This is a genomic window from Streptococcus sp. A12 (assembly GCF_905372335.1).
In the GTDB taxonomy this organism is placed as follows: Bacteria; Bacillota; Bacilli; order Lactobacillales; family Streptococcaceae; genus Streptococcus.
The window spans coordinates 1-14,966 of sequence record NZ_CAJPOU010000033.1 but is presented as its reverse complement, the minus strand read 5'-3'; the positions used below and the strand labels follow the sequence as shown (position 1 = coordinate 14,966).

The following is a 14,966-nucleotide window of genomic DNA, read 5'->3' as shown; positions in this document are numbered from 1 at the left end:
ATCCAACACATTGAAAAAATGTTGGAAGAAATTGCAAAATAGGAATACATTTATTCTCATTTAAGAATGTTGACAGAGGCTTATAGTTTGCATTCTAAAGAAGTAAGTGTCAAGATTGCTACTCTAAAATCTCAGAGGGAGATTGGAGAAGAATTCTGGGTATTTTGTCAGCTATAATGGGTGAGGAAACGTTACACCTTGGAGAGGATCGAATTGGTTCTCTCCTTTTTGATGTCCAAAACGATGAAAATTCTAGTTTTAAAGTGGTCAATGTTCTGGAAAGCAACAGTATTTTGATTGATGCCTTTGATGAGGTTATTGGTAGCTTTCAGTTTTACATTTAAGTAGGGGAGTTCTATGTGTTAATGATCTTTAGAGATTTATGGGACTTATTTACAGCAAAAAACTCCATAATTCCTTATATACTAGAGTAATTAAAGCTTTTTAAAAAAGAAGTAGTTTTAGTGTCTACTTTTTTTTGATGACCCCTCCTGGTATTTTATGGTATACTGAAAGCGATAAAATGATTGGAGATCAAGATGAAAAAGATTCCTTTAGCATTTTCAGGTTGTCTGTTAGGTTTAGCAGGGGCTGGAAACCTTCTATCTGATACCTTCCCAGTTCTGGCTCATTTATTCAGTTTGATGGGTTTGATTCTATGGGTTTTCTTTTTATGTCTCCATCTAATTGACTGGCGAGAAACCAAAATCGAACTACAAGAACCGGCCCTTCTGTCTGGGATGGCGACTTTTCCCATGGCTGGGATGATTCTATCGACTTATCTCTTACGACTCTTTCCGACATTTGGAGGACTCGCCCAGGCAGTTTGGTGGACTGCTTTCCTCTTAGATTGTGGGTTGATCTTCTACTTTACCAAGACCCATATATTGGCAAAACCGAGAGCCAATGCCACCCCTAGTTGGACCGTTCTTTATGTGGGGATTGCTGTTGCTGCCTTGACCTACCCAGTAGTAGGAGTGGTTGGGCTGGCCCATCTGACTCTCGGATTTGGCTTTGTCTTAACCTTGATTCTTTACCCCTTGATATACCAGGGGTTGAAAACCACCCCTTTACCGAGCCACTTATTGGGACAAGAAGGGATTTATTGTGCCCCCTTTTCTCTTCTGTTAGCGGCCCTGGTTCGTGTGGGTGGAGTCGGTCTACCTGTTTGGCTGTTATACACCATGGTCGGACTCTCTCAAGCTTTTTATTTCTTCGTTTTAACGCGTCTACCTAGAATGATAAAAGAGGGCTTTCAACCAGCCTTTTCAGCTTTAACCTTCCCGACGGTCATCACAGCTACTTCCTTGAAAATGGCCCAAGGCCTATTGCACAGTTCTCTGTTAAGGCCCCTTGTCTGGTTAGAAACCATTCTGTGTCTAGCCATTCTTGTGTCCGTGCTTGTAGGCTTTGTGATTTACATAAAAGGGGAGAACGAGCATTCCAATAGAAATTAGAGGTCAGAGACGGTTGTCTCGACCTTTTTTGGTTCACTTTCTAATTGAATCCTAGGAATGATTATGGTAAGATGCAATAAATCATTTTTTGTCTCCCTCGAAAGGAATGTATGAAATTTTTAAAGACAAAGGCCAAGGTCTTTTATCCACTCTTACTACTGGTCTTCTATATCTTAGTTCGGCCACAATTTCGCGAGTTGGCCCAACTAGTCAGCAACCAAGTCGGCCAAGCTCTTAGCTATTTTTGGACTCTTCTCTTTTTAGAGGCAGGTTATTTGATACTTGTTTTTTCATTGGTAAGGAAATACAGTCCACGTATGGTTTTTCAGTGGGCGAAGAAGAAACAATTCCTTCCCGCTATCTACGCTACTATATTCTCCAGTTGTGCCATCTACTGGCTAGACTACTTTCTCAGTGGGTTCACCAAAGGACGTCTAGCTATTTATCACTCTTTTCCGGTGACCTTGGAAGCCTTAGGCTCTCTCATCCTCTTTGTATTAGTGGTCATCATTCGACCGATGACCGTGGAACTGATCTTTCGTGGAGCGCTTGTCCAAGCCTATTTTAAAAAATGGCCCTTCTACGCGAGTGTATGGGCCCCAGCCCTTATCTATAGTGGACTTCAATTCCTCCAGCATCCTTTTACTTTTTTGAGTTTTTTGATCTATACCATCCCCGCCCTTATTTTTGGATTATTGAATGAAAAGACGGGCTCCTTGTATTATCCTATCCTTGCTCATATCGGCTTGAACTTCATTTATAGCTTACCCATCATCTTATCAACCATCCAGCATCTTTTCTCCTAGCCGTTTTGACGGCACTGGAGGAGGCTTTAAACCAAGAGCCAGAAGGTCGTTGGTTTTTTTTGAAATTATGGTATAATAGAATAAATTTAAAAGAGGGAGTGGGAGTTTGAGAAAAAGCTATCGTGTCAAGCGAGAAAAAGATTTCAATGCCATTTTTAAAAGCGGCAAGAATTGTGCAAATAGAAAATTTGTCATCTACCGTTTGCCACAAGAGCAGCCCCATTTCCGTGTCGGCTTATCCGTGAGTAAAAAACTAGGAAATGCTGTGACACGCAACCGAATCAAGCGCTTGATTCGGCATGTTTTAATGAAGCACCAGGATCATCTTGTAGCAGATGATTTTGTTGTGATTGCTCGAAAGGGAGTTGAAGAACTGGATTTTGATCAGGTTGAAAAAAATCTAGTCCATGTATTAAAATTAGCGCAAGTCTATCGTCAGGAAAGGTAATTACGTGAAAAAGAAACTAAAAGTAGCTAGCTTACTCGGAGGAGCCCTCCTTTTATTAACAGCCTGTGGAACGTCTGAAGTGACTTCCCAATCATCAGGAGTTTGGGAAAAATTCGTTTACTTCTTTGCAGAAGTCATTCGTTTCCTTTCTATCGGAGGGAACATCGGAGTCGGGATTATCCTCTTCACTCTCTTGATTCGGACCATTCTCTTGCCAGTTTTCCAATACCAAATGACCTCCTCGCGCAAAATGCAGGAGATTCAGCCACTTGTTAAAGAAATCCAGGCCAAGTATCCTGGGAAGGATTTGGAAAGCCGCACTCGCATGTCAGAAGAAATGCGGGCCCTCTACAAAGAAAAAGGTGTCAAGACTTCCTCTGCCTTCTTGCCATTGCTTGTACAAATGCCAGTCTTGATGGCCTTGTTCCAAGCCTTGAGTCGGGTTGAATTCCTAAAAGTCGGTCATTTTCTTTGGTTGGATATGAGCGCAACAGACCCAACCTTTATTTTGCCAGTTTTGGCAGCCGTCTTCACCTTCTTTAGTACCTGGTTGAGCAACAAAGCCATGCCAGAAAAAAATGGTGGAATGACAGCCATGATGTATGCGATGCCCGTGATGATTTTCTTCTTCGCTATGTACTCAGCCAGCGGGGTTGCTCTCTACTGGGTAGTTTCCAATGCTTACCAAGTTGGGCAAACTTACCTATTGAACAATCCATTTAAGATTATTGCGGCGCGTGAAGCAGAGCAACAGGCAATCAAAGATCTAGAAAAACAAAAACGACGTGCATTTAACAAAGCACAGAAAAAGAAAAACTAAGAAGGAGTTTGACAGATGGTCCAATATAAAGGAGTCAATGTTGAAGAAGCCATTCAAAATGGTTTGAAAGAATTAGATATCCCGCGCATGAAAGCACATATTACTGTCGTTTCTCGTGAAAAGAAAGGCTTCCTCGGTCTCTTTGGTAAGAAGCCAGCTGTGGTAGATATCGAACCAATTGCAGAAACTACAGTGACAAAAGCCAATCAACAAGCTGTTAAGGGAGTTCCTGAGGAAATTAATGCTCAAAACGAACCTGTCAAGAGTGTCAGTGAAGAGACTGTTGATTTGGGGCGCGTGGTAGCAGCGATTAAGAAAGTTGAAGAAGAAGGCCAAGAAGTTTCTGAAGAAGTGAAGGCTGAGATTCTCAAACATGAGAAGGCTCCTGAAACCATTCTTGAAGAACAAGGTCATGGAGAGATTCTCGATTCAAGTCTTAACGAAGCTGAGTCACGCCAAACGTCTGATTTTGCTGGCTTGGGCATTGAAGTAGAAGAAAGCTATGACATTGAAAAGGTTGTCTCTGATGTCACTTCCTATGTTCAAACTGTTATTGATGAAATGGATGTCGAAGCTAGCATCTCAAGCAGCTACAACCGTCGCACTATCAATATGCAGATTGATACCAATGAGCCAGGTCGTGTCATTGGCTACCACGGGAAAGTTCTCAAGGCCCTTCAATTGTTGGCACAGAACTACCTTTACAATCAGTATTCTAAGAATTTCTACATTGCAATCAACGTTAATGATTATGTTGAACACCGTGCAGAAGTCCTTCAAAGCTATGCGCAAAAATTGGCAAGTCGTGCTCTAGAAGAAGGTCGAGCGCAACATACAGATCCAATGTCTAATAGCGAACGCAAGATCATCCACCGCATCGTATCGAAAATGGATGGAGTCACCAGCTATTCTGAAGGAGAAGAACCAAATCGTTACGTTGTCGTCGATATTGAAGGTTAATCTGCCATCAAAAAAGGAAGATTTCAAAAGGGAGAGAGGGGTGTAAGCTTGCTCTCTCCTTTTCTATTTGGGAAAGGAAGACCAAAATGTATAGTAAGATAAGAGACTTTTTGAATTGTCAGGGGATCAAGTACCTGGCTCCTGCTAAAGCAGGTGAGGATGCAGAGCGAATGGTAGAGTATCGCAAGTTAGGGCAAGAAGCTCGGCAGGAATTCACCCATTTGGTCAGCGATTTTCAGAAGCTCTTTCCGCATTTAAAACAAGATCGGACCAGTCAGTGGATGAATCAAGCTCAAATTCTTCGCCCTCATTTTTGGGCTTATCTCCAAGGAGAGGGAGAGATAGCGGATCCGATGTTTGCCTTGCGACTTTATGGTGATGCGAAGGACTTTGGTGTGTCCCTGGAAGTAAGTTTTATCGAACGCAAGAAGGATGAGGAGAGTCTACAAAAGCAGAACCGCGTTTTGACTCTTCCGGTTTTTTCGCCAGTCTATTACTTCGCCCAAATAGAAGGTGTCAGTCAACGATTCCAAGGGACAGAAGCCAATCGCCAGAGACTTCTCAAAGGTGTGGAAACTGGCCAGGTCCGAAAGGTCTTGGTAAAAGTCGATGTCAATCTATCGCAAGCGACGAGTCGAGATGCCATTCTTGAGGAATTAAAAAAAGGAATGGCTAGCTTGCTTCCCTACTATGAAGCGACTCGTCAAAGGATAGAAGGAGATGCCCAATAAAAGCGGTATCATTGAACCTGCCCCAACAAATTTTTCATAGCTATTGACAAACAGACGTGAATCAGATAGAATAGTAAAGTATGTTTAGTAACTGATCACATTATAGCCGGCTAAACGAATACAAAATCTATGAGGAGGTATTCATCGTGAAACGTACTTATCAACCAAGTAAACTTCGTCGTGCGCGCAAACACGGATTCCGTAACCGTATGTCAACTAAAAACGGTCGTCGCGTATTGGCAGCTCGTCGTCGTAAAGGACGCAAAGTTTTGGCTGCGTAATTCAGATAAAAAACTAAAAACCAGTAGAAACTCGAGACTACTGGTTTTTGTTTTGCCAAAAGTGTATTCAGCTAGGCTTTCTGTTATAATAGAGTGAGAAAAAATCGAAGAAAAGGATCCATATGCAAATTTTTGATACCCATACTCACCTCAACGTTGAAGAGTTTGCAGGGAGAGAAAAAGAGGAATTAGAACTAGCTAAAGAGCTGAGAGTCACTGCCCACAATGTTGTTGGCTTTGACAAACCAACCATCGAACGAGCAATAGCCTTGGCCGACCAGTACCCAGAAGTTTATCTCACACTTGGGTGGCATCCCACTGAGGCGGGCGACTATAGTCCTGAGGTAGAGGCTTATCTAGTGGAGCAGTTGAAACATCCTAAAGTTGTCGCCTTAGGAGAAATCGGCCTGGACTACCACTGGATGACGGCACCAAAAGACGTTCAAGAAAAGGTTTTTCGTCGTCAGATCCAACTGTCTAAGGACTTGGACTTGCCTTTTGTAGTGCATACGCGTGACGCTCTCGAAGACACTTATGCCATTATCAAGAGTGAAGGAGTGGGTCCACGCGGTGGCATCATGCATTCTTTCTCCGGAAGCTTAGAGGAAGCCAAGCGCTTCATGGATCTGGGAATGATGATTTCCTTCTCAGGTGTAGTGACGTTTAAGAAGGCGACAGATGTCCAAGAAGCAGCAGCTGGCCTTCCGCTCGATAAGATCTTGGTTGAGACAGATGCCCCTTATCTGGCACCAGTTCCTAAGCGAGGCCGAGAAAATAAAACAGCCTACACCCGCTATGTAGTGGATCATATTGCAACACTACGTGGCTTGACAACAGAAGAAGTAGCTCAAGCCACCTATGACAATGCGAGAAAGGTATTTGGCCTTGACTGAGAAAATAAAAATACCAGAAGTAATTGTTGTTGAAGGCAAGGATGATACGGCCAATCTGAAACGCTATTATGAGGTGGATACCTATGAGACACGTGGATCCGCCATTAATCAAGATGACCTAGAACGAATTGCCACCTTGCAGGAGTTGCGTGGAGTCATAGTTTTTACGGATCCGGATTACAATGGGGAGCGCATTCGTAAGATCATCATGCAAGAAATTCCGCAGGCCAAGCATGCCTTTTTAAATCGTGGCGAAGCAGTACCCAAATCAAAAACCAAGGGCCGTTCCTTGGGAGTCGAGCATGCCAGCTTTGAAGACTTGGAAAAAGCCCTTGCTGGACTGGTGGGCTCCTATGAAGATGAGCATTTCTTTGATATTACCAAATCAGATCTGATGCGACTCGGTCTGCTGATGGGCAGTGAAAGTCGCAAACGACGGGAATATCTAGGAGAAGACTTGCGCATCGGCTACTGCAATGGCAAACAACTGCTCAAACGCTTGGAGTTGTTTGGAATTTGTTTAGCGCAAGTCGAAGAAACGATGGCCAGTTATTAAAAAAGAGATAGAGGTGGAAGATGGGATTGTTCGACCTGTTTACAGATAAGAAAAAAGTGATAGGCTTTTCTTTGGAGAATGTTCACGCAGAACATCAAAAGAATCCACGGCATTTTTTGATTCCAAGTCAAGAAGAAATCAACCAATTGAAGCTTGGGGACCAGGTTCGCCTCATCTTTGTGCTGGATACAGTCTTGGAGAATGGGTGTCGAGCAGAGCGTATGTGGGTCGAACTCACTGAAATCCGCGATGGGAAGTTCAAAGGATGTTTAACCAATCAACCTGCTTATATTACCTCCATCCAGCTTGGAGATGAGCTGGAATTTGCCCAGGAACATATCGCCAGTCTGATGGTTCCTCCGCTAAATCTTGATACGCAAAAAGGGGCCATGATTACCAAGGATTGCTTCCTACGACGTGAGATTAATTGGGCGATTCACGATGTACCTCATCATCCACAAGATAGTGGTTGGCAGTTCTTTACAGGTCATGAGTCCCAGGAAGACTTGGATGATCCATCTAAGATCACCATTATCAGTCTTGAAGACGCCTTGGAAATGGAGCCTTTGTTGGAAACCGTCTTAGATAAGAACGGGGAAGCTTATGTTTATCAAGCGGAGCAAAATGCCTTTGTGGAAGACTGTTAGATTAGCCTGCGGAGAAAAAAGAGAGAGTATGTCTCACCCTAAACGGATTAGAAAAGAGAAAAAATGAGAATTGCAGATTATAGCGTGACCAAGGCAGTCCTTGAACGCCATGGCTTCACCTTTAAAAAATCCTTCGGTCAAAACTTCTTGACCGATACCAACATCCTTCAAAAGATTGTGGATACGGCTGAGATTGATAAGCAAGTCAATGTCATCGAAATCGGTCCCGGAATTGGAGCTTTGACTGAGTTTTTGGCAGAAAATGCCGCAGAAGTCATGGCCTTTGAGATTGATGATCGCTTGGTTCCTATCTTAGCGGATACTTTGCGGGATTTTGACAATGTCACGGTTGTCAACCAAGACATCCTCAAGGTAGACCTCAACCAGTACATCGCAGAGTTCAAAAATCCAGAGCTTCCGATCAAGGTAGTGGCTAATCTTCCTTACTACATCACGACTCCCATCCTTATGCACTTGATCGAATCCAAGATTCCTTTCCAAGAATTTGTGGTCATGATGCAAAAAGAGGTGGCAGATCGCATTTCAGCCGAACCTAATACCAAGGCTTACGGGTCTTTGTCCATTGCAGTCCAATACTATATGACCGCTAAGGTAGCCTTTATCGTGCCTCGCACCGTCTTTGTGCCAGCGCCAAACGTTGATTCTGCCATCCTCAAGATGGTGCGTCGCCCAGAACCAGCAGTGGCAGTCAAGGATGAAGATTTCTTCTTCTCTGTCAGCAAGGCTAGCTTTGTCCACCGTCGCAAAACGCTTTGGAACAACTTGACCAGTCGCTTTGGCAAGACCGAAGAAATCAAAGCCAAACTGGAAGCTGGGATCCAAGCAGCCGGTTTGCAACCATCTGTACGAGGAGAAGCCCTTAGCTTAGAAGACTTCGCCCGCTTGGCTGACGGACTTCTAGAAACCGGGATCAAATAATAGAAAAGACATGAGATATGAAGCTCATGTCTTTTTTAGTTGTAGAAGGAAAGGACGGGATTTGAACCCGCGCGTGAAGAAAATCCACTTGCCGGATTTCGAGTCCGGTGCCGTACCGAGCTGGGCCACCTTTCCAAGATGCGGAGAAAGGGATTTGAACCCTCACGCCCGAAGGGGCACATGCGCCTGAAGCATGCGTGTCTGCCGTTCCACCACCTCCGCATAGTTCTATTATACTCTTTTTAAAAGAAAAGCCAAGAAAAAATAGTAACAGAATTTATATAGTGATTCTGTACTGAGTCTTAAGGTAATATAGAATTCTAATATATATAGAATTTAAGGTTCGCAAGCGTTATCGTATATTTTTTGATATAATGGTAGTATTAACTTTAAAGGAGTGCCAGTTGCAAGGAACGATTGTTAAAGCCTTGGCCGGTTTTTATTATGTGGAGTGCGAGGGAGAAATTTACCAAACACGCGCCCGAGGAAATTTCCGGAAAAAGGGACAAACTCCCTATGTTGGAGATAAGGTAGAATTTTCAGCTGAAGAAAATTCGGAAGGCTATATTTTAAAAATATTCCCAAGAAAGAATAGCTTAGTCCGCCCACCCATTGTGAATATAGATCAGGCTGTCGTCATCATGTCTGCCAAAGAGCCGGATTTTAATGTTAATTTATTGGACCGCTTTTTAGTCCTCTTGGAACAAAAAGTGATTCATCCGATTGTCTATATTTCAAAAATGGACTTACTAGAAGATCCAGCTCAGATGTTTCCTTTCCAGGAAGTCTATCGCAAAATGGGCTATGACTTTGTCACGGACAAGGAAGAGCTCTTGCCTCTCTTGAAGGATCAGGTGACGGTCTTTATGGGCCAAACAGGAGTGGGGAAATCCACCCTCTTGAATACCTTGGCTCCGGAGTTGGAACTAGAGACAGGAGAAATCTCCGACAGTCTTGGACGCGGCCGCCATACGACGCGAGCTGTCAGCTTTTATGATCTCAATGGGGGCAAAATTGCGGATACCCCTGGCTTCTCCTCTCTAGATTATGAAGTCGATAATGCGGAAGATCTCAATCATGCTTTTCCAGATATCGCCAAGGTGAGCCAGGCTTGCAAGTTCCGTACTTGTACCCACACACATGAACCATCCTGTGCCGTCAAGCTTGCTGTCGAGGAAGGGATCATAGCTTCCTTCCGCTATGAGAATTACTTACAGTTCTTGAGTGAGATCGAAAATAGGCGAGAAACCTACAAAAAAGTATCGAAAAAATTACCCAAATAAGGAGACCTGAAGAATATGAAAACAAACAAATTAGCCCCTTCTATCTTGAGTGCAGATTATGCAAATTTTGAAAGTGAATTGAAGAAATTGGAAGCATCTGGTGCGGATTACGCCCACATCGATGTGATGGACGGCCACTTTGTGCCTAATATCAGCTTTGGTGCTGGTGTAGTTGCTAGCATGCGTCCTCACAGCAAGCTAGTGTTTGACTGCCACTTGATGGTTACCAATCCTGAGCAACATATCGAAGAGTTTGCGCGGGCCGGGGCAGATATCATTAGCATTCACGTCGAAGCGACTCCACACATCCATGGGGCCCTTCAAAAAATTCGTTTGGCAGGGGTCAAACCAAGTGTGGTCATCAATCCAGGAACCCCTGTTGAAAGTATCCAACACATCTTGAACTTGGTAGATCAAGTACTTGTCATGACTGTCAACCCAGGATTTGGTGGGCAAGCCTTCCTGCCAGAAACTATGGATAAGATTCGTCAATTGGTTCAATTGCGTGAAGAAAAAGGCTTGGATTTCGATATTGAAGTCGATGGGGGAATTGATGATAAGACGATTCACGCTGCGAAAGAAGCAGGGGCAAACGTCTTTGTAGCAGGTTCCTATGTGTTTAATGGAGATGTGAATGAACGAGTTCAAACCCTTCGAGCAGCCATCCAAGACTAAGGTTGCGATTGTAGCTGGTGGCCGAGCGGAAACCATTCCGCTAGACTTGGATGTTTATGTCGGGGTGGATGCAGGTTGCCTTTTCCTATTAGAGCAAGGATTGGAACTATCTTTAGCAGTTGGAGATTTTGACTCGGTCGAGCCAGAAGAATTCCAGAGTATTCAATCTGCGGCTCACGAATTACGGACTTCGGTAGCAGAAAAAAATGATACGGATCTGGAATTGGCGATTAAGGAAGTGTTAGAACGTTGGCCTCAAGCGGACATTCTAATCTTTGGAGCCTTTGGTGGTCGCCTGGATCACCACTTGGCCAGCGTTTTTTTGCCCAGCGATTTAGAGATTGCACCCTTTATGTCCCAACTTTACTTGATGGACCAACAAAATTATCTCTGCTATCGTCCAGCAGGCCACCATACCATTCTGCCTATAGCAGGCTATACCTATGTAGCTTTTATGCCAGTTGAGGGAGCTTCCATCCAGATTGAAGGAGCCAAGTATCCCTTAAATCAGACCAATTATTTTAAAAAGGCTATTTATGGTTCCAACGAGTTTATCAATCAGCCGATTACCTTAACCATTGATCGAGGCTACGCCCTTATCATTTATAGCAAGGATGGGAAATAAGATGGAATTAATCCTTTTTGTATTAGGAGTGGGAAATCTTGTCTTGCTCTTCTTGCTCTACCAGCAACGGGCAACTGATAACAAACAGGTCCGTGACTTACTGGAGGACCAAGAAGATCATCTTTCGGATCAGCTGGATTACCGATTTGAGAGAGAGCGACAAGCTCAGCAAATCACTGGCCAGCAGATAGAGATGGCGATCAGTGACCGTCTTATGGAATTACGGACAGAAATGCATCAGCAAACGACTGCTTTACGAGCAGAACTTGCTGAGAATTTTACTAAAAACCGAGACAAAACGGACGAGCGGATGCAACAGATTCAAGCTTCTAATGATTTGCGGTTGGAGCAGATGCGTCAAACGGTCGAAGAAAAGTTGGAAAAAACCTTGCATAGTCGTCTTCAAACCTCTTTTGAGACGGTCTCCAAACAATTGGAGTCGGTCAATAAAGGTCTTGGGGAAATGCAGACGGTCGCTAGAGATGTGGGAAGTCTCAATAAGGTTCTTTCTAACACGAAAACCCGTGGGATTATGGGAGAACTCCAACTCGGCCAGATCATCGAAGATATCCTAACTCCCGCCCAATACGAGAGAGAGTTTGTAACAGTCCCCCATTCCAGCGAACGTGTCGAGTATGCGATTAAGATGCCTGGTCAGGTCAGAGGGGAATACGTCTATCTGCCAATCGACTCTAAGTTTCCTTTGGACGGTTATTACCGACTGGAAGAAGCCTATGAAAGTGGGGAGAAAGAGGAGATTGAACGGTGTCGCAAACTCCTATTGGCTAGTATCAAACAATTTGCTAAGGACATTCATCAAAAATACCTCTATCCGCCTGCCACTACTAATTTTGGGATTCTCTTTTTACCGACGGAAGGGCTCTATTCAGAAGTGGTCCGCGACCCAGCATTCTTTGATCGCCTCCGAAGAGAGGAGCAGATCGTCGTCGCGGGGCCAAGTACGCTTTCAGCCTTGTTGAATTCCCTATCGGTTGGATTTAAGACCCTGAATATTCAACGAAGTGCGGATGATATTAGCAAGGTCCTTGCATCCGTCAAGACGGAGTTCCAAAAATTTGGAGGCGTTTTAGAAAAGACCCAACGGCAGTTGAAGCATGCCTCTGGCAACATTGATGACCTCTTAAACCGAAGAACAAATGCTATCGAGCGCACACTCCGAAACATTGAAACGTCAGAGAATCTAGATATAGCAAGTCTATTGAATTTAGAAGATGGAGAAGATGATGGTCAAAATTAATCAAATGAAAAAAGACGAATTGTTTGAAGGTTTCTACCTCATTAAGTCAGCAGATCTTCGTCAGACACGTGCTGGAAAGAATTATCTTGCCTTTGTCTTCCAAGATGAGACAGGCACGATCGAAGGAAAATTGTGGGATGCTCAGCCACATAATGTGGAGCAGTTCCAAGCTGGTCGCGTCGTTCATATGAGCGGCCGTCGGGAAATTTACAACAATACGCCCCAGGTCAATCAGTTGACCTTGCGGTTGCCTCAAAGCGGGGAGCCATCAAATCCAGCAGATTTTAAGGACAAGCCTCCAGTAAATCCAGTCGATTTGAAGGACTACCTATCGGGGATGATTTTCAAAATAGAAAATCCAGTTTGGCAACGTGTGGTGCGGGCGCTATACAGCAAGTATGACAAAGAGTTCTACTCTTATCCTGCGGCCAAAACCAACCACCATGCTTTTGAGACAGGCTTAGCTTATCACACAGCCACTATGGTTCGTTTGGCTGAGAGCATCTCTCAGGTGTATCCTCAATTAAACCAGAGTCTCCTCTATGCCGGTATCATGCTCCATGATCTTGCCAAGGTACTGGAGCTATCAGGGCCTGAAAATACAGAGTATACGGTTCGAGGAAACCTCATCGGGCACATTGCTCTGATCGATGAAGAAATTACTAAGGTCTTACAAGAGTTAAAGATTGACGATCAAAAAGAAGACGTGATTGTGTTGCGCCATGTGATTTTGAGTCACCATGGTCTACTAGAATATGGTAGCCCGGTTCGTCCAAAAATCATGGAAGCCGAGATCATCCATATGATTGATAACCTAGATGCAGAAATGATGATGATGACTTCTGCCTTAGCTTTAGTAGGCCCTGGTGAGATGACCAATAAGATTTTTGCCTTGGACAATCGCTCCTTCTATAAGCCAAATTTAAAAGATTCCTAATGAACTGGCCTTAAATAAGCTGCTCTTAGTTTGTTAGTAAAAAAACCAAAAACGAATGTTGTGAGACTAACAATGTTCGTTTTTTGGTATAATATGGTATAATATAATAAAAAAACTATGTGGAGAGAAAATGAAGCTAAGAAGAAGTGAGCGGATGGTTGTGATCTCGAATTACTTGATTAATCATCCCTACGAATTGACGAGTTTAAATACATTTGCCGAAAAATACGAATCTGCCAAATCATCTATTTCTGAGGACATTGTCATTATTAAACGGGCCTTTGAAGAAATGGAAATTGGAAGCATTGAAACTCTTACTGGTGCAGGTGGAGGGGTCATCTTTACACCATCGATTTCGGATGCAGATTCAAAAGAAATTGTCCAAAATCTGTGCAATCAATTGTCAGAAAGTAACCGGATTTTACCAGGTGGGTATATCTACCTTTCGGATTTGCTAAGTGATCCAAAAATTTTAAATAATATCGGGCGCATTATTGCCAAGGCCTTCCGAGATCAAAAAATCGATGCAGTCATGACGGTGGCCACTAAGGGTGTTCCATTAGCAAACGCGGTAGCGAATGTCTTAAATGTTCCTTTTGTCATTGTACGACGCGATTTGAAAATTACAGAAGGCTCAACGGTCAGTGTCAACTACGTATCTGGTTCCAGTGGCGATCGGATTGAGAAAATGTTCCTGTCTAAACGTAGTTTGAAAGCTGGAAGCCGTGTTCTGATTGTCGATGACTTCCTTAAAGGAGGGGGAACTATCAGTGGGATGGTTAGCCTCTTAGCTGAGTTCGATTCAGAATTGGCAGGAGTCGCTATTTTTGCGGACAATGCTTCGGCTAGAAGTAAAGATTTATTCGATCACAAGTCACTTCTACGTGTGACCAATATCGATGTAGCAGAAAATAAAATTGATGTAGAAATCGGAAATATTTTCGATAAGGACTAAGCTGGAGAGGGAGAAAGGAAAATGAAAACAATTTTAGACCGTTTTGATCGTAGTCCCCTATGGCTTCGATTGGCAACGATATTCATCTTGACAGGAGTTCTTGTCGGTGGGCTTTATACGGTTCGTAAAAATTCTGCAGACCAAGTTACAGTAGTGAAGCGAGAAACCAAAAAAACAAGTTCTCTTCCTATTAAGAAGAAAGATCCTAAAAAAGCCAAAGAAGAAGAGGAAGCGAAAATCGCTGAAGCGGCTGAAAAAGCAGTTGCTCATTTTGAAACGACTGCAACTCAAGAAACCTTAACCGCTGCCAAAGAGGCCGTAGAAAAAGTGAAGGACGAAACCAAAAAACAGGCCTTTCAAGCTCGTATTCAGTACATTGTAGACTATTACGGAATGCAAACCAACCAGAATACTCAATCAACTGATACGAATCAAGCTAGCCAAACAGGTCAACCTCAGCAAGTCGTTCCAGCAGAAGTCCCTCAGTATCAGTCCAATGAGGTTCCTCAGGTTTCGAATGCTACCACACCAGCTATAACGCAACAATCTGAACAATAATTTAGCGCGATTTTAAGAAGAAGCAATCGTGCAAAAAAGAGAAAAAAATCTTGACAGTGAAAGTGCCGCTATGTTACAATAATAGACGGTACTTTTTACTTTTGGTCTCTCAAGAGTGTACAGGGACGTGCTGACAA

The 14,966-nt window shown here is 43.5% G+C and carries 18 protein-coding genes, 2 tRNA genes and 1 pseudogene; 18 read left to right on the top strand and 3 right to left on the bottom strand.

Annotated features, from left to right (window positions below):
- Positions 1-191: 191 nt before the first annotated feature.
- Positions 192-359: pseudogene (locus QZ158_RS05840) on the bottom strand (ISL3 family transposase); the annotation flags it as partial.
- Between the two features lie 180 nt (positions 360-539).
- Between QZ158_RS05840 and QZ158_RS05835 the strand changes: the two are divergent.
- The 11 genes from QZ158_RS05835 (at position 540) to rsmA (ending at position 8,538) form a co-directional block, all read left to right on the top strand.
- Positions 540-1,457, top strand: a complete 918-nt coding sequence (locus tag QZ158_RS05835) for a TDT family transporter (protein WP_293886646.1) — start codon at positions 540-542, stop codon at positions 1,455-1,457.
- 110 nt (positions 1,458-1,567) lie between these two features.
- Positions 1,568-2,263, top strand: coding sequence for a type II CAAX endopeptidase family protein (locus tag QZ158_RS05830; protein WP_293886644.1), 696 nt, complete (start codon positions 1,568-1,570; stop codon positions 2,261-2,263).
- Positions 2,264-2,369: 106 nt separating this feature from the next.
- Positions 2,370-2,711 carry a ribonuclease P protein component gene (gene rnpA / locus QZ158_RS05825; RefSeq protein WP_048690882.1) on the top strand — a complete coding sequence of 114 codons (342 nt, stop codon included), beginning with the start codon at positions 2,370-2,372 and terminating at the stop codon, positions 2,709-2,711.
- 4 nt (positions 2,712-2,715) lie between these two features.
- The gene (locus QZ158_RS05820) at positions 2,716-3,531 is read left to right on the top strand and encodes a YidC/Oxa1 family membrane protein insertase (protein ID WP_048715693.1); all 816 of its coding nucleotides are present in this window, start codon (positions 2,716-2,718) and stop codon (positions 3,529-3,531) included.
- Positions 3,532-3,546: 15 nt separating this feature from the next.
- Complete coding sequence (gene jag / locus QZ158_RS05815; protein ID WP_129822513.1) at positions 3,547-4,491, top strand: RNA-binding cell elongation regulator Jag/EloR; 945 nt, start codon at positions 3,547-3,549, stop codon at positions 4,489-4,491.
- A gap of 86 nt (positions 4,492-4,577) precedes the next feature.
- Positions 4,578-5,222, top strand: a complete 645-nt coding sequence (locus QZ158_RS05810) for an HI_0552 family protein (RefSeq protein ID WP_293886637.1) — start codon at positions 4,578-4,580, stop codon at positions 5,220-5,222.
- 146 nt (positions 5,223-5,368) lie between these two features.
- The gene (gene rpmH / locus QZ158_RS05805) at positions 5,369-5,503 is read left to right on the top strand and encodes a 50S ribosomal protein L34 (protein WP_000831905.1); all 135 of its coding nucleotides are present in this window, start codon (positions 5,369-5,371) and stop codon (positions 5,501-5,503) included.
- A gap of 122 nt (positions 5,504-5,625) precedes the next feature.
- On the top strand, positions 5,626-6,396 hold the full coding sequence (locus tag QZ158_RS05800; RefSeq protein ID WP_293883426.1) for a TatD family hydrolase: 771 nt from the start codon (positions 5,626-5,628) through the stop codon (positions 6,394-6,396).
- Complete coding sequence (gene rnmV, locus QZ158_RS05795) at positions 6,368-6,952, top strand: ribonuclease M5 (RefSeq protein WP_293886648.1); 585 nt, start codon at positions 6,368-6,370, stop codon at positions 6,950-6,952. Before QZ158_RS05800 ends, rnmV begins: the two co-directional genes overlap by 29 nt.
- A gap of 20 nt (positions 6,953-6,972) precedes the next feature.
- Positions 6,973-7,599 (top strand): DUF2185 domain-containing protein, encoded by a 627-nt coding sequence (locus tag QZ158_RS05790; protein ID WP_293883423.1) that lies wholly within the window; start codon positions 6,973-6,975, stop codon positions 7,597-7,599.
- Between the two features lie 63 nt (positions 7,600-7,662).
- Positions 7,663-8,538: a 16S rRNA (adenine(1518)-N(6)/adenine(1519)-N(6))-dimethyltransferase RsmA gene (gene rsmA / locus QZ158_RS05785; protein ID WP_293883420.1), complete on the top strand. Its 876-nt coding sequence runs from the start codon at positions 7,663-7,665 to the stop codon at positions 8,536-8,538.
- A gap of 46 nt (positions 8,539-8,584) precedes the next feature.
- Here the strand turns inward: rsmA and QZ158_RS05780 are convergent.
- Both QZ158_RS05780 and QZ158_RS05775 read right to left on the bottom strand, forming a co-directional pair.
- Positions 8,585-8,673, bottom strand: a tRNA-Ser gene (locus tag QZ158_RS05780).
- A gap of 4 nt (positions 8,674-8,677) precedes the next feature.
- A tRNA-Leu gene (locus QZ158_RS05775) sits at positions 8,678-8,760 on the bottom strand.
- 182 nt (positions 8,761-8,942) lie between these two features.
- On the opposite strand from QZ158_RS05775, the gene rsgA reads away from it, so the two are divergent.
- The 7 genes from rsgA to QZ158_RS05740 all read left to right on the top strand — a co-directional run bounded on the left by rsgA (position 8,943) and on the right by QZ158_RS05740 (position 14,829).
- Complete coding sequence (gene rsgA, locus QZ158_RS05770; protein WP_293883417.1) at positions 8,943-9,821, top strand: ribosome small subunit-dependent GTPase A; 879 nt, start codon at positions 8,943-8,945, stop codon at positions 9,819-9,821.
- A 15-nt stretch (positions 9,822-9,836) separates the two neighbouring features.
- Positions 9,837-10,496, top strand: a complete 660-nt coding sequence (gene rpe, locus QZ158_RS05765; RefSeq protein ID WP_293883414.1) for a ribulose-phosphate 3-epimerase — start codon at positions 9,837-9,839, stop codon at positions 10,494-10,496.
- On the top strand, positions 10,456-11,121 hold the full coding sequence (locus QZ158_RS05760; protein WP_293883411.1) for a thiamine diphosphokinase: 666 nt from the start codon (positions 10,456-10,458) through the stop codon (positions 11,119-11,121). Before rpe ends, QZ158_RS05760 begins: the two co-directional genes overlap by 41 nt.
- Before the next feature lies 1 nt (position 11,122).
- Positions 11,123-12,379, top strand: coding sequence for a DNA recombination protein RmuC (gene rmuC, locus QZ158_RS05755; RefSeq protein WP_293883408.1), 1,257 nt, complete (start codon positions 11,123-11,125; stop codon positions 12,377-12,379).
- Complete coding sequence (locus QZ158_RS05750; RefSeq protein ID WP_293883405.1) at positions 12,366-13,316, top strand: 3'-5' exoribonuclease YhaM family protein; 951 nt, start codon at positions 12,366-12,368, stop codon at positions 13,314-13,316. Before rmuC ends, QZ158_RS05750 begins: the two co-directional genes overlap by 14 nt.
- A gap of 130 nt (positions 13,317-13,446) precedes the next feature.
- Positions 13,447-14,271 carry a pur operon repressor gene (purR, locus tag QZ158_RS05745; RefSeq protein WP_048690858.1) on the top strand — a complete coding sequence of 275 codons (825 nt, stop codon included), beginning with the start codon at positions 13,447-13,449 and terminating at the stop codon, positions 14,269-14,271.
- Positions 14,272-14,292: 21 nt separating this feature from the next.
- A complete protein-coding gene (locus QZ158_RS05740; RefSeq protein WP_293883401.1) occupies positions 14,293-14,829 on the top strand; it encodes a hypothetical protein in 537 nt (178 codons plus the stop codon).
- Positions 14,830-14,966 lie beyond the last annotated feature (137 nt).